General features: G+C 60.5%; 14 protein-coding genes. 4 read left to right on the top strand and 10 right to left on the bottom strand.

Going from position 1 to position 14,006, the window contains the following annotated elements; all coding sequences use genetic code 11:
* Positions 1-133: 133 nt before the first annotated feature.
* From DDD63_RS02055 to DDD63_RS13070, 8 genes are all read right to left on the bottom strand, one after another.
* On the bottom strand, positions 134-1,723 hold the full coding sequence (locus DDD63_RS02055) for an FGGY family carbohydrate kinase (RefSeq protein ID WP_164505416.1): 1,590 nt from the start codon (positions 1,721-1,723) through the stop codon (positions 134-136).
* A gap of 144 nt (positions 1,724-1,867) precedes the next feature.
* Positions 1,868-3,013 (bottom strand): iron-containing alcohol dehydrogenase, encoded by a 1,146-nt coding sequence (locus DDD63_RS02050; protein WP_108716601.1) that lies wholly within the window; start codon positions 3,011-3,013, stop codon positions 1,868-1,870.
* 214 nt (positions 3,014-3,227) lie between these two features.
* Positions 3,228-4,154, bottom strand: a complete 927-nt coding sequence (locus tag DDD63_RS02045) for a sugar-binding domain-containing protein (protein WP_108714973.1) — start codon at positions 4,152-4,154, stop codon at positions 3,228-3,230.
* Between the two features lie 232 nt (positions 4,155-4,386).
* Positions 4,387-5,046, bottom strand: coding sequence for a deoxyribose-phosphate aldolase (gene deoC / locus DDD63_RS02040; RefSeq protein WP_108714972.1), 660 nt, complete (start codon positions 5,044-5,046; stop codon positions 4,387-4,389).
* Between the two features lie 50 nt (positions 5,047-5,096).
* The gene (locus DDD63_RS02035) at positions 5,097-5,999 is read right to left on the bottom strand and encodes an aldo/keto reductase (protein WP_205647292.1); all 903 of its coding nucleotides are present in this window, start codon (positions 5,997-5,999) and stop codon (positions 5,097-5,099) included.
* A gap of 769 nt (positions 6,000-6,768) precedes the next feature.
* The gene (locus DDD63_RS02030; RefSeq protein ID WP_205647291.1) at positions 6,769-7,659 is read right to left on the bottom strand and encodes an endonuclease; all 891 of its coding nucleotides are present in this window, start codon (positions 7,657-7,659) and stop codon (positions 6,769-6,771) included.
* 76 nt (positions 7,660-7,735) lie between these two features.
* Positions 7,736-8,683: a DNA cytosine methyltransferase gene (locus DDD63_RS02025; protein WP_205647290.1), complete on the bottom strand. Its 948-nt coding sequence runs from the start codon at positions 8,681-8,683 to the stop codon at positions 7,736-7,738.
* The gene (locus DDD63_RS13070) at positions 8,680-8,955 is read right to left on the bottom strand and encodes a DNA cytosine methyltransferase (RefSeq protein WP_205647289.1); all 276 of its coding nucleotides are present in this window, start codon (positions 8,953-8,955) and stop codon (positions 8,680-8,682) included. Before DDD63_RS13070 ends, DDD63_RS02025 begins: the two co-directional genes overlap by 4 nt.
* Before the next feature lie 479 nt (positions 8,956-9,434).
* Between DDD63_RS13070 and DDD63_RS02015 the strand changes: the two genes are divergently transcribed.
* A complete protein-coding gene (locus DDD63_RS02015; RefSeq protein ID WP_108714970.1) occupies positions 9,435-10,187 on the top strand; it encodes a potassium channel family protein in 753 nt (250 codons plus the stop codon).
* 156 nt (positions 10,188-10,343) lie between these two features.
* Here the strand turns inward: DDD63_RS02015 and DDD63_RS02010 are convergent, their stop codons facing one another.
* On the bottom strand, positions 10,344-11,057 hold the full coding sequence (locus DDD63_RS02010) for a M50 family metallopeptidase (RefSeq protein ID WP_108714969.1): 714 nt from the start codon (positions 11,055-11,057) through the stop codon (positions 10,344-10,346).
* Positions 11,058-11,366: 309 nt separating this feature from the next.
* On the opposite strand from DDD63_RS02010, the gene DDD63_RS02005 reads away from it, so the two are divergent.
* The 3 genes from DDD63_RS02005 to DDD63_RS01995 all read left to right on the top strand — a co-directional run bounded on the left by DDD63_RS02005 (position 11,367) and on the right by DDD63_RS01995 (position 13,013).
* Complete coding sequence (locus DDD63_RS02005) at positions 11,367-11,609, top strand: hypothetical protein (RefSeq protein ID WP_108714968.1); 243 nt, start codon at positions 11,367-11,369, stop codon at positions 11,607-11,609.
* Positions 11,610-11,727: 118 nt separating this feature from the next.
* Positions 11,728-12,156, top strand: a complete 429-nt coding sequence (locus DDD63_RS02000; protein WP_108714967.1) for a hypothetical protein — start codon at positions 11,728-11,730, stop codon at positions 12,154-12,156.
* A 290-nt stretch (positions 12,157-12,446) separates the two neighbouring features.
* Complete coding sequence (locus DDD63_RS01995; protein WP_164505415.1) at positions 12,447-13,013, top strand: LysR substrate-binding domain-containing protein; 567 nt, start codon at positions 12,447-12,449, stop codon at positions 13,011-13,013.
* Between the two features lie 47 nt (positions 13,014-13,060).
* Here the strand turns inward: DDD63_RS01995 and DDD63_RS01990 are convergent, their stop codons facing one another.
* Positions 13,061-13,951, bottom strand: a complete 891-nt coding sequence (locus DDD63_RS01990) for a restriction endonuclease (RefSeq protein ID WP_205647288.1) — start codon at positions 13,949-13,951, stop codon at positions 13,061-13,063.
* Positions 13,952-14,006 lie beyond the last annotated feature (55 nt).

Below are 14,006 nucleotides of genomic sequence, written 5' to 3'. Positions count from 1 at the left end.
AGTTGAACCGGCGCCACATCGACGACGACGTGGCACTGCGCAGGGAAGTGCTCCCCTGCGCCTCTCGGCCACCTTCGCCTGCCAATGTAGGTGTTGCCCTCGGCTCTGACACACGCCTGCGCGCGCCCACGCCTCAACGCTGCGAAAGTGGGCTAGCTGCGCCCGCTCCCACCCACATGTACGGCGCAAGCCCCTTATCAGAGGCCTCGAGCATGTGGTCGTTCAGCGCACGCCACTGCGGATACAGTCGCTCGTAGGCGGTGACGTTCTCCGGGATAGGGTGGAAGGTGCGGTGCCGATAGCTGGCCTCGGCGACGGCGTCGTCCAGCGAGGCGAATTCTCCTGCTCCCACGAAAGCGCATAGGGCCGAACCGAGCGCCGTCGCCTCCGGGCCACGCGGAACCTTCAGATCTACTCCGAGCACATCGGCCACAATTTGGCACCACAACTCGGAACGCGACGGGCCGCCGAAGAAGATCGTCTCGCTCGCGCCATGCCCCCACACATGCTCGATCATGTCGCGGTGCGCGCGAGCCCCATAAGCGGCCTCCTCCATCACCGCACGGTAAATCGACGGCAGTCCCGTCTCCTCTACTCGGAAGGGATCCAGGCCGACGATAGAGGGTACGGGGTGCTTCCAGGACTTCGTGTTCATCACGTTCGACGCGAAGTAAAACACGCCATTGGCACCGGGCGGGCAATCGCGCGCTATCTTGGTCAGATATTCGTAGCCGTTAGACTCGTCGAAGGCGGGATTGGCCTCGCGTAGCAGGCCATCGCGGACAATACGGGTGGAGAATCCGTGGGCGAAGCCGCAACCCTCCAGGATCCACTTGCCCGGAATGGCATGGCAGAGCGAACGCAGTTCCATGGCGTCGTCGAGAACGGGCCTGTCGGTAATCCCGGCGGTTAACCAGTACGTGCCGCCTGCGATACCTATTTGATTGGTTTCAACGGCGCGTGCGCCTACCATTCCGAGCATATTGTCCGCGCCGCCGGCCACGATAACGGTTCCCGGCAAAAGACCCGTCTCCGAGGCAGCCGCAGCGGTGATCTCGCCGATGACGGTTCCCGACTCACGCACCTGCGGCAGGATGTGCTTGGCGCCAATGACTTGCGCGATATGCTTCGACCACGTCCGCTCCCTGAGGTCAAACATGGCCGATGACGAACCCAAGGACGGATCTGCGGTGAATACGCCCGAAAGGCGGTACAACACCCAGTCACCCAGCATTGTCATATGCGCGGCCTTCGCCCACAGATCGGGACGTTTCTTCTGCACCCACCGCAGCCGGGCCGACGCGGCCAATGATGTCCAATCGCCCGCTATCCGGAAGAACTCCGGGCCGTGGCCCTCTTCGAGCAGCTCTGCCGCCTCTTCCTGTGCCCGGGCGTCAACATTGGGAATGGCCCAGATCTCCTTGCCGACGTCGTCGTAAAGGACGAAGCCTTCACGCATACTGGCGGCGGAGACTGCTTTGATGTTTTCGCGGTCGATACTTCCGTCTTCACCGCACGCCCGTTCAATAGCCTCCCGGATGCAGGTGACCGTTGCCGCCCAGCCCGCCGCAGTGTCGAAATCCAGACCGCCGGGTACATCGGATAGTGCGTATGTCCATTCGTGTTGCGACATGCCGAGTATCTGCCCCCAACGATTCCAGACAATAGCCCGCACCGAGCCAGAGCCGACGTCGATAGTTAAGACTGCAGTTTGTGATGTCATGATGTCCTCCTCGTCTTCGAGTAGTCGTCGTGAAATAGCAGATGGGTGGAGGTACAGGCATCTCGGCTGGGCGTCGGCGCGCAAGCCCATTGCACGCTCGCATCCTGCGCCGTCTCACCTCACCTGGGAACGCCTCGTTGCACCTCACATAGAACGCGTGACGATTTCCGTGACCTCGCCAAGCGTGAGAACGATTGGATTGCCCTTCATGGAACTGGCAACCATGCCCTTCTCGGCCGCTTCGGGAATCCGTTCCTGCGTCAGCCCGAGCTGGGATAGGGGGCGCACACCCAGCATGTTCACCGTCTCACGGATCCAGGCGACGCCGTCGTCCACGCTCGCCTGCGGATCCCCCGCGAGGATACGTGCGGCCTCACTGTAACGGGCAAGTGCGGGGTTATCCGGCTCCCGTGCCTGCATGGCGGCAACGTTCACCTCGGTCGCCACCGCGAGCAACGAGGCGCAGATCTCGCCATGCGCGGCGCCGATCATGCCACCGAGTGGAGCGGCCAGGCCGTGTACCGCACCCAATTTGGCGTTTGCAAGCGATAGGCCTCCCAGCAGCGAACACATTGCCATGTCCGTACGTGCGGCCATATCGCTTCCATCGGCATAGGCCGCACGCAGTCCGCGCGCGGCCCGGCGCAATCCCTCCAGCGCGAACAGATCCGTGAAGTCATTGGCAAATCGCGACGTGTAGGGTTCGAGGCACTGCGTCAACGCATCCAAGCCAGAGGAGGCCGTCACCGAGCGCGGCGTGCTCGCCGTCAACGCCGGGTCTATCAGGGCGATATCCGGGACCATGGCCGGGCTGCGCAGGCTCGCCTTCACTTGGTGTTCAGGCGAGTAAATTGGCGTATTCGCGGTCACCTCGGCCCCGGTTCCCGCCGTCGTCGGAACGGCGATGACGGGCACCGATTCCGCCACAAGCGGCTTGCCGACGCCGACTACTTCCAGGTAGTCGAGCACGTCGCCGTCATTGCGCAACAGGATGCCGATAGCCTTTGCCATGTCCATTGTGGATCCGCCTCCAATTCCGACGACGACGTCCGGTGCGAAGGCGCGAGCCTGCAGCGTTGCGGCTCGGATCCCCTCGACGGTCGGTTCACCGCTGCTGCGAATCGTCTGCATTTCCGGTGCAATACCGGCCACCGGAGGTCGCGATTCGTCGAGGTACGGATCGAGAACCAGAAAGGCGCGTGAACCGAAGGACCCGACGAATGCAGGGAGCCGCGCGGCGGCTCCGTCGCCGAAGACAATCTCTTCGGCTGTTTTGAAGGAAAAAGTCATGAGTTGCCTCTCGATCATGAACAGCTGCAGCAACTCGGACCGATGCCATCGGCTCTGCACCGCAAGTGCCCTGAGCCAGATCGTCTTCCCGTGCGAGGAAATGCATCACACGTAGTACGACGGGGCGTGTTACGACTCACCATCGCCATGAACGAGCATCAAATCCCCACCGCGGTCAGAGGCGCATAGCCCTTGCGGTTACATTGCTTCCGGGCTAGGCCAAGAGGAATCGCGCGGTCGCGTCATCGGTGACGAGTACGTCGATAAGGCCAAGACCGAGCGCAATGCCAATGGCCTCGTGCTTGTCCTCTCCTCCCGCCGGGCAGATCTTCAGCGGAATGTCGAAAAGCTGTTCAGCTGTGATAGATACGGTACGGCTACTGAGCTTCTGTCCGCATTCTTTGCCGACAGAGTCGTAGTACCGCAGTGAGATGATGTCGCAGGCAGCACCGTCCTTGCGGAGCTGTTCGACCTCATCAGGAGTGAAGTAACCAATCTTGTCGATTGTGGTTGTGGTAGCGAAAGGCGAACCAACACTGAAAAGGGCCACCTGGGCGCTCGCTGCCTCTGCGAGAGTGTCGCGCAGAGGCCGCGACGCCACGAGCTGATCGCGGATCTTCTTGGTTTCCGCCACGGCGGGTGCGAACATGCGCAAAGCGCGTCCGCCCAGACGCTGGGCCAGCAATTCGGCAATCGAGTTGGCATGCACATCCAGTCCCGCTCCGACCTGCCCACCGATCAACGGAATGAAGATCATGTTCTTGACCTTGGCGTCGTGGCGCTGCCCAAGTTCGCGCAAGGTTGTTCCCCAGCCCACGGCAACTTTCACACCATCGGGCACGCGATGTACCAGATAATCGGCGGCCGTCACACCGATGGAACGCTTGATTGCCGCATCGCTGCCGTCGAGCGAATCTGCCACCACGAACTGCACATCGGGGTACTTCTCGCTCAACCCGCCTTCCAACTCCGGAAAGTATCCGTCGTAGTCGATGGAGATGCGCACCGTTCCATCGACGCGCGCCTGCTGCAGGACACGGGAGATCTGAATCCGTGACATACCGACCAGATTTGCAATCTCCTGCTGGGTTTTGCCCTCCTCGTAGTACATATGCGCGATTCGCGACGGCGAAATGAACATGTGGCTCCTTCGTATTGCACGCGACCGCGCTATGGCGTGCGACCGCGTTGCACGCGATCCCCTGGCACGCGTATCTGCGCTTAATATACGTCACCTTGTCCATCTCCTCGTTCACTTGTTCGCACCATGTCGAGAATGAAACCGGAAGCAGGCCCCGCGCCGGGCGGTTGGCGGCCTTGCCCGTCAGCCACCCTCGCCCAATGCTTTGCCTTGCTCAGCAACTCGCTTGAGTTCAGAACTCAGCGAGGATCTGCTTGGTGCGCGAGATCCCCCACCGATCTGCGCCGGCATCGAAAACAGCCTGCACATCCGCTAGGGATGACAGACCACCGGAAGCCTTAATCTTGACGGAATCCGGCACGGCCCCGCGCATTAGTCCGATATTGTGCGCGTTGGCACCGCCCGCAACAAAGCCGGTGGACGTCTTTACGTAATTCGCCCCTGCCTCGGCGCAAAGCTGCGCCGCACGGACAATCTGCTCGTCACTGAGATAGTCCACCTCAAGGATGACCTTCACTTCAGTTCCGGCAGCAGCTTCGACGACGGCGGCGACGTCATCGCGCACCCTCGTCTCATCACCGGAGAGCATGGCGCCAATGTCCATCACCATGTCAAGGGCGACGGCACCGTCGTCGATCACCTGTTTGGCCTCATCGACCTTCGCCCGGGTGGCATGCGTTCCGGTTGGGAAGCCAACGACGGTAGCAATGCGCACATCGGTGCCTTTGAGGACTTCACTGGCCAGGGCCAGGCGATGCGGAGAAATACATACCGCGCCGCACCCTGTTTCGGCGGCGAATTCGAGACCGGCGCGCAGGTCGGCGTACGTCAAAGTCGGCTTGAGCAGGGAATGATCGTTCCGCTGCAAAAACTCTTCTCTTGTCAATTGCATGACTCTTCCTTTCTGGATACTGGACATTTGTTCTGGTGCTGATGGTTCTTCTACGGAACCCGGCGTCCGGTCTTTGCCGACCAGATCGTGAAGTACTGCTCCTTGGTCAACGTGTAGTCGAGTGCCTCAATCGGCCTGCGAATCAGCTCAAGTTCCGCGGCGCCCGTAATGGGAACAAATCCAACCGGGTGGGTGAAGATCCACGCCAGGGCGACGTCGTCGATCGCCGGAGCGCCGATTTCAGCACGGATTGCTTCCAGTGCCTCCCGCACCCGGACCTCCTCTTCGCCCTGTCCCGTGAAGATCCGCCCACCAGCCAACGGCGACCACACAATTGGATGGATGCGCTTCATCACCGCGTGTTGAACCGTACGATCATCAAAGTTCTCATGCTGAAGTACGGACACTTCAATTTGGTTGGTGATCAGCTTCTGGTTCGAAAACGACTGCAACATGTCGAAATCGATTGGCTTGTAGTTTGACACGCCGAAATGGCGGACCTTCCCCGATTCGTATAACTCATCGAACGCGGCAGCCGTGCTCTCCGGATCCATTAGCGGATCTGGGCGATGTAGTAGCAACAGATCGATATAGTCGGTCTGCAACTTCTGCAACGAACGGTTCACCCGCGCGATGATGTGTTCACGCGAGGTGTCGTAGTACTTCACCTTCACATGCTCGTCTGGGTACACCAGTGTGCATTTGGTGATGATTTCGATGCTTTCACGGGATATTCCCGTCTTTGCAAAGGCCTCGCCAAAGGCGGTCTCAGCTGCTCCCAGCGCATACCCATCGGCGTGATCGAAGGTGGTAATGCCGAGGTCAAGGATTTGCGGGAGCAACTGTGCCAGGTCGTCCACGCTGATTCCCCACTCGTCCCACCTCCAGTAGCCATGGGCTACACGGGAGAACGAAAGGTCGGGCGCCATCTGCATTCTCATATTCGGTGCCATATGTCGTCATCCTTCCTCTAGACGTCGTCGTCTCGGCGTTGACGTGTTCCACGTTACACCAGTATTGATCGGATGTACATCTTTTGAACAGATGAACGCAGTGCACATATTCTCATCATGCGATCATTCGATCAACATCTTGTGCGTCTCGCGACGCCCCGTGCGAGTAACGCATTATTCCTAGACCGGGCTCGCCTTCATGGACGAGGACACGGCGCCCCGCGCGGGCAACATATTGAGAACAATGAGGACATCAAGGACCGGGTGCCGGGCTGAGATTCGGCCATGAGTCACTGGATGCCCGCCCAAAGCTGTCGCAGAGAGTTACTCTCGTGCTTCCTATCAGGTCCTACCACAACCACCCCCAGTCGTCGGTGGGCCTTGCCATGGGCACCCTGGTCGGCTACACCCGGCAGGTGCTCGAATCCACCGTCACCCGTCAGCCGACCTTACCTTCAGCATCGGCCTTCGCTGCCAATGCACCCCCACACCCCGTCCAGCCGCGAGTCCCGGTACGGGGCGTGTGCCCTGTTGATCTGGGCCCGCAGCGGACACATGCGAGGCCTGCACGAGCAGCCGGGGTGGGCAGCAGGGCTCGAGCAGCTCCCATTGGGCATCGGCCAGGTCGAGGCCCGCGGCAGCTTCTCTACTTAACGGTCGAGGCCTTTCGAGGTGTCACGGCCTGTTCTCACACCACCCGTGATAGCCCGAAGACCTCACCTTGGTCCGCACACGACACCTACCACCCCACCCACTTACGTAATACGACCTAGTCCTCCGATGGTGGGGACTCAACGCCCACCGCGTTCACGGTACCCTCGTCGCTCGCCAAGGCGTACAGGTCGAGGTCCCTCTTCGTGACTTCGGCCGCAGGCACGAGCTTGTAGTGCGCCTGACGCCGTACACGAATCTGCTCATCTTGAAGCGCGAGCTCGAACAGCGCGATGCGCCCGTCAGCAACGAACTGCGCAGACACCGGCCGACAGATCATGTCGGGCCACTTATCAGCGCAGACGGCGAGGTCCTGTTCCGTCTGCGTGATGCCGATCTCGTCGTTGCCACCCTTGGCCTGGACCGGGACTACAAACTGGCGGCCGTGTTGGTCGACGGCCACGTAGACCTCGTCGATCTCGACCTGGCCAATCTTGCGCGTGGTGGTGCGCAGGTGGTTCTGGAGCGAGTAGGCCGTGACCCCCAGGAAAATGTCGACAAGTCGGTTGTAGCGCAATAGCGCTAGCAGAGCCTGCTCGTCGCCCAGGGCGGTCGCAGCGATGATCTCGGGCGTACTGTTGGGGATCTTGATCACTGTCAGCGCCATGTCAGGGCGGATGCGGACCTGGGCAGGAATGAGGTTGAATACGTACTTTGCTCGCCCGTTGCCGCGGATGATCCACTCGGTGCCCGCAGGGGCCGTCTCGACTACACTTTGGGGCAGCGGTATGCGGTAACGTATGGCGTATACCACGTCTCCGAGGTTTCGGGGCAAGGCGATGCCGAGTTCTCTCGCGCCCTCGACTAGCTCGGGGCGCTCCCAGTAGACTGCAGTGTCCCCAGCCACGTAGTGGCGCTGGAAGACCCACTCGATCAGCTGCTGGTACCGATTGGCCTTGGATGTGTCCTTGCTGCCGACTGCACCCAGGTTCATCGCCGTCTCATCCATGTTCACTCAGCCTTCCGATCACGTTGCGCAATGACACGCTCAGTCAAGCCGAAGTGCGCGTGCGCGCCACCAGAGGTCATCTTGAGCACCGCAGGATCCCCAAGGGCGTCGGACGCCCCCGTCGTGGTTTGACGCCATCAGCACTGAGGACGGCTGCTCCGACAGCCCGGCCGAGAGCGGGAGGAACCGAGTTGCCAATCTCACGGAAGCCGTTCCACTTTGTCGCGTGGAAGCGGAACCAGTCCGGGAAGCCTTGAAGGCGGGCCGCCTCGCGCACGGTGATGACGCGAGGGAGAGTCGGGTGGATGGGCCGCGCAGCCGTGAAGGCACCACGGTCGGAGTTCGTCCCAGCGCGCAGGGTGTTACAGAGACCGTCGGGGTGTAGCCGCAGGAAGCGGCTCACGGGCTCTGTCGTCCCGGGCGGAGTGGCGTCAAAGCGGCTGATCGATACGTCCGTATGGACGGTACGAGTAGAGGATGTGAGGGAATCGGGGTCCGTTGGCCGAGGACGGGAGAAATCGCGGACGTCAGGCATAAATCCGCGGAGCTTGGCCGCGTAAGCGCTCGGAGGGCCATAGGTCACAGGTCTCACTGAGTCGTCGCTCAGGAGCTTGGGGTAGTCGTCGGCGTCCGGAAGATCCCCAAGCGCATCGAATACACTCGGTCCGAGCGGGAGCGTGAACTTGGTCGGGATCGCGCCCTTGATCGTGCGTGGCGTAAACATGGCTTTGGGGTACTCCGGCAAGGCCACGTCACTTCGGGCACCCATGAGGATCATGCGCCGACGGGACTGCGGTGCGCCGTAGTCCGCCGCCTGGAGGACGCGAACCGGCTCCACGACGCGGTAGCGACCGCTTGCGTTGACCATCTCGATGACCTCGTCGAGAAGCTGCCGATGTTTGCCCACCATGAGACCGGAGACGTTCTCCATGATGAAGTACCGCGGATCGAGCTCCAGAGTGACCCTAACGTATTCCTTCAACAGGGCGTTTCGGGGGTCGTCGAGTGCGCGGCGTCCTATCATCGAGATGCCCTGGCAGGGCGGACCCCGGCGACGAGGTGGATCTCACGGTTGCCGATTAAAGACTCCCCGCGTATCTGGTCGCCCGAGATCTTAGATACGTCGGCACAGAAGGTTTTGCCATAGGGGAAGTTAAAGTCGTGGATCGCCGCGTGAATGGGGTCGTACTCCACGGCGGCGGCGATTTCGTAGCCGGCCTGCTCGAGACCGAGGGACAAGCCGCCAGCCCCAGCGAAGAGGTCTACCGCCAACGGGCGGCGAAAATCGATCACCACGGCTGTCGATTTTAGCCTATTATCGATCGCGATGCTAGGGTCGCTCGCTGGGGAGGAGAGCGATCTCTGGGTTCATCACGAACTAAGACGCCGTCGATGAACTGGCTCTAGGTTGTGATATGCAAATCGTTTGAGCCAGTGGTCGATGCTGACGATATGAGTGGTGGTTGGTAGCGGACGGCGAGTTTGCCGTATCTGGTGACCATGGCCAGGTTCTGTTTGAGCTGGCCGAAGCAGCGCTGGACCGTGTTGAGATCCTTGTAGGCGGTCGGGTCGAAGGAATGCGGTCGTCCGTTACCGTGTTTGTGGTCGCCGGTGAAGGAGTGCCGGTGGCTGGGCCAGCCGCTGTGGGCATGATGCCTTGCCCCTGTCGTTTGATGATCCGGGTGTTGTCACCCATGGTGGCAGGCCGCATGGTGACAGGCCGAGTTCCTCACAACTACGAACTACACACAACTGCTGGGCGTTAGGATGCAAAGGTGAATGAGTACCCACAGTCGCGGCTCGCACGCTGGGAACATATAACCGAGTGGCCCCTGGCTATCGTCTCTCTCATTTTCCTCGGCGCATACGCGTGGGAGATCATAGCCGACCTGCAGGGTTCTGCTCGCACCGCCGCCGAAGCCACCATGAACGTCATCTGGGTGGTGTTCGTTATCGACTATGTCATACGTTTGGCCCTTGCGCCGCAGCGTGGTCATTGGTTTGTCCACCACCTATTCGACCTAGCGATCGTCGTCCTCCCCTTCTTCCGTCCTCTGCGACTCCTGCGAGTCCTCACCCTCATCGGAACGCTGCAACGCACCGCTGGCGCCGCACTTCGTGGGCGGATCAGCATATATGCCACCGGGGGCGTCGTGCTTATCACGCTCGTCGGTTCCCTCGCGGCCCTTAATGCGGAACGTGACGCTCCCGACGCGACCATCACCACCTTCCCGCGCGCAGTATGGTGGGCGCTGGTTACCATTACGACGGTCGGTTACGGGGACGTGTCACCGGTTACGCCATCCGGGCAACTCGTCGCCGTGCTGCTTATGACCGGCGGGATCGCGCTTATTGGCGTTATTTCGGCAACGTTGGCATCGTGGATCATCAGCTCGGTTTCCGAGGAGTCCGAGGAGGAAGAAGAGACTACACGCCAGTTGATCGCTGAGCTACAGCAGCAGATCGCGGAGTTGAATGGCAAGCTCGACGCCGTCGTCGACTCGCAGCGCGCAGGACCAGTGAATTAGGGTGGATTGATCGGTACGGGCAGGACCCTCCAGGAGGAATCGGAGGCTTGCGATGGCAATGACTGACCGGCACCCACCTCGCACCAAGAGGGGGTGTGCTCTTGGCACGGCTGTTTGTTTTCGCATGTAGCGCACTCGTACCCATGCACAAAATGCTCACGTATACGCCCACAAGAAACTGTGAACGGCCCAGTCCGTGGCGAGGACGAGCAACAGCCCGATGATGAGATTCCAAACGAAGGCGGGAACGCGCGTGCGCGCGGCCAGTGCACCCGGATCTTGTGAGTTATCTCCGTGGAAAAGTACGTTGCAGAACTGCCGCCACGCCCCAACCAGAAGGAAGAGGCCAAGGCCAAGTACCACCCCTCCGGCAGCCTCCGGTTCTCCCCACCACCACAGCGCTATATCGGTGGCAAGTACAAACAATAGGATCGCGAGAGTATATACCGAGCGAGCACGAAATAGCACCAGTGCGATAACGAGGGCAATTCCCAACAGAGTAGGGCGAGCACGTCCCGTTGAAGCCAGCCAGAACAGCAGCGCGCCGATTAGTGCCGGCATCGGATACCCCGCCAGTGTGGTGAGCACCAGTCCCGGACCCCGGCTCGGACCCCTGGTGGCGGTCGCGCCAGACATATCTGGCTCCACCGTGAATCCGGCGAACTTGCGTCCAGTTATCACGCCGACTGCGGCGTGTCCGAGCTCGTGCACAAGGGTGACAACGACGCGGAACACCTTCCAGATCTGCGGGACGACGACGGCTGTCAACGCCACGCCGACGCCGATGCCTGCGGCGATAAGCGAAGGTGCCGCGCCCGCATGCACGCTGTCCTGCAGTCTGCCCGCGATGTCATACCAGATCTGGTCCATGGGTTCATTATCCACAAGTGCTGCTGGGCAACGAACCGCAGCAGCGTAACGGTATGCTGAACCTATGCTCACTGGAGAAACGCCCGGCGATCAGCCAGCAACAAACGCGAACGCACATACGGTGAATGAACACACCCCGCAAACGTCTGCGCCCGGACCGAGTGCAGAACAACCGCGCGCGCCTCGCAGCAACATGCGGCCAGCATGGGGAGCACCAGCCTTTGCGTGGCGTCTTTTTGCACTTGCCGGGTCTATTTTCGCCACCGCCATCGTGTGCATGGGGCGGTTGCCCAGTCGAGGGTTGGGTATGTGACCCCGTGCGGTACCGAGGATTTCCAACTTTGTGACCACACGGCGTACTATCCGGAACTGATTCGACTGGCCTGGCTTACCGGAATCGTTGGAGCTGGCTCCGCCGTCGTCGGCATCATTCACCTACGAAAGCGATCCGTGGCAACCGGCCTGGCATGGGGACTCCTCATTCTCGCCGCACTTATCTGTTGTGCGGTCACCGCCCGGCACTCGTACGACGTTTCGACGCTAGTCTATTGACCCTGCGTTGCTCTTTTCACCGATCAACTCAGCGCTGGATATAGGTCAGTACCGGGAGCCAAGGTGCGGCAAGAGCTGCCGCATTGCACACCGCATTCTGAAACGCTAACATAATGCCATGCTCGCCGAAAAACCAGTATCTACCCAGATAACCTCAGACAGTGCAACGGAAACTGCTCAGCATGCAGCTACACCAAGCAAGAAAAAACGCACCCTGCTCATTTCGGCGGTGGCCCTCTTCGCGATTGGCATCTTCCTCGCGTGTTCAAGCGCAGTGGCGAACGCGTATACGTCCTACGTGCGTCCGCCCCTGAAACCCGGCGGAGCCCCGCAGTATGTTCCGAGGCATCTTCATTATCCGGAACTGATCCAAATGGCCGTCACAACGGGCGTGCTGGGTATCGGCGCCACCGTTGCAGGCGGTTTTCATATACGCAGGCCGAGTCGCAGCGCCGCCATCCTCTGGGGACTCCTCGCGCTAGCGGCATTGGTGTGCTGCGTGTTCATGGTCAACCGCATCAACGAGGTTTCAGGATACGTTTTCTGACCGCCTCTGTTTGCGGTTGCGTTACGCGAGTGTGCCGGGGCTCGTCGTTGTCCTTGCGATCTCCGGCATCGTCGGTTATTGCAGTGCACAGGGCAAGCAGTAAGGACCGCAGCGCAGTAGACTCGCAAGGTGATGGACCCGTCCTCCTCCAGCACGAACGGACGATTCAGCCTCCGCACCTGCGCCGTCATTCTTAGGCATGAGCATCTGCTCACGGTGCGGGACGCGCGTTCGCCAGAGGTTACGGACCGCGACTACCCGCTATCCTGCAGCGTCTCACGCGTGAAGGCGTGACCCTGCGAACGCTTCCCCTAACACCGGCCGAACGCACACGCCAAGTTGAAGAGGCAAAGATCGATGCTGCCCTGCTGCGGGGACACGTTCGCGCGCACGCCGTCGAAACAACACACATCTGGTATGGAGAACTCGTAGCCGCCATGCCCCTCACACATCTGCTGGCAAACCGGAATGCAGTGAGCCTTCAAGAGCTCGCACAATCACCCGTGTCACTGGCTGACAGGAGAATGAACCCAGCTCAGCACGACCTTATCGAGGGAGCACTTGCCTCAAGAGGTCTGGCCGTAAACGCAGGCATACCGTTCACAACGGTCGAGGCAACGTTCGCGCAACTCGCCACGCATCCGATGGCTATGCGGACGCCCGTTTTCAGCGGGCACGAAGCCGAGCATTCCTATGCGGGAATCCGGACCGTGGGCATTGACCCGCCGCTCACCCTGTCCGCTTTCTCATCACCGCGAAAACACTGGCACAGCGTGATCGTAACCGCCTCGTTGAGGCCTGCCGGAAGTCTGGCAGCCAATGATGCTTCGGCCGAGTACGCAACGCCGGTGAAGTGAGGCGCCTGCCGCAGCATGTCGCCCGGTCAACCCGGCATGTCGCCCGGTCATTCGAAGAAATCCTCGTCGATCTCGACCACGTGGTACGTATCGCGTACCTGAACACCAACCCCATAGCGGACCATCAGTTTCACCAAGCGTTTGCCATCCACAAGAATAATCCGCGCGGGAATGGCATCCGCATAGTTCCGTGCACCGTCCGAGAATCGACTCGTTGTAATGAAGACACCGCTGTCTGCCTTGCCGCTGAGGGCACCCACAAATGCCTGCACTTCCGGCCGACCAACGGGATGCTCATCGCCATACCGCTTTGCTTGGATATACACCCGGTTGAGGCCAAGAATGTCCTGATCAATGACACCGTCAATCCCGTTGTCGTTGCTGATCGGGGTAACGCTGCCTGCACCGTTAGTACCGCCATAACCCATGGCGAGTAGAAGTTCGACGACGGCGTGCTCAAAGAAGCCCGGGTCTTGGCCCTGTAGACGTATAAGGAGCTCAGCCTCCACATCTCTATGAATGCGTTCGATACCGCTTTGCACTTGCTCAAGAGGCGTCATCGAGGCAGCTTGTGCATCAGCGGTTCTCTCCTCTGGCCGAGTGCGCGACCCAGATTGATAGACACGGATCGGAGACGTCGGATCCTCGCCGAGAGCCTTAAGATCCTGTTGGCTAAATCCGCTCGGGAATTGCTTCAACACCTGTCTGCCAGCGTCCGTGATGCGGTAGTTCCCTCGCTTCGGCCGTTCCAGTGCACCGACAATGGCGAGGAATGAGAGGGCCCAGCCAATACGATTCTCATACATCAGCTGCTGACCAGAAGGCAGCATTATGTTCTTTTGTCGGCGAGTCAACTTTGCTTGCGCAGCAACGAGAGGCCGAATTTCGCGACCATGTCGCGTCACTCCATCGCTGAGGACCCGGAGCGTAGGGGTCATGAACTCTTCCCAAGTGGGCATGTCTGTCACGATTTGTCTCTCTCCAAGTCCGCCG

Source organism: Actinobaculum sp. 313 (genome assembly GCF_003073475.1).
In the GTDB taxonomy this organism is placed as follows: Bacteria; Actinomycetota; Actinomycetes; order Actinomycetales; family Actinomycetaceae; genus Asp313.
The sequence above is the reverse complement of the archived record's forward strand: the minus strand, read 5'-3'. Positions and strand labels throughout refer to the sequence as shown.

Bases quoted from the DNA above. Each gene is read 5' to 3' on its own strand.
- DDD63_RS02055 (WP_164505416.1), bottom strand. From the start codon at position 1,723: ATGACATCACAAACTGCAGTCTTAACTATCGACGTCGGCTCTGGCTCG.
- DDD63_RS02050 (WP_108716601.1), bottom strand. From the start codon at position 3,013: ATGACTTTTTCCTTCAAAACAGCCGAAGAGATTGTCTTCGGCGACGGA.
- DDD63_RS02045 (WP_108714973.1), bottom strand. From the start codon at position 4,154: ATGTTCATTTCGCCGTCGCGAATCGCGCATATGTACTACGAGGAGGGC.
- deoC (WP_108714972.1), bottom strand. From the start codon at position 5,046: ATGCAATTGACAAGAGAAGAGTTTTTGCAGCGGAACGATCATTCCCTG.
- DDD63_RS02035 (WP_205647292.1), bottom strand. From the start codon at position 5,999: ATGGCACCGAATATGAGAATGCAGATGGCGCCCGACCTTTCGTTCTCC.
- DDD63_RS02030 (WP_205647291.1), bottom strand. From the start codon at position 7,659: ATGGATGAGACGGCGATGAACCTGGGTGCAGTCGGCAGCAAGGACACA.
- DDD63_RS02025 (WP_205647290.1), bottom strand. From the start codon at position 8,683: ATGATAGGACGCCGCGCACTCGACGACCCCCGAAACGCCCTGTTGAAG.
- DDD63_RS02010 (WP_108714969.1), bottom strand. From the start codon at position 11,057: ATGGACCAGATCTGGTATGACATCGCGGGCAGACTGCAGGACAGCGTG.
- DDD63_RS02000 (WP_108714967.1), top strand. From the start codon at position 11,728: ATGCTCGCCGAAAAACCAGTATCTACCCAGATAACCTCAGACAGTGCA.
- DDD63_RS01990 (WP_205647288.1), bottom strand. From the start codon at position 13,951: ATGACCCCTACGCTCCGGGTCCTCAGCGATGGAGTGACGCGACATGGT.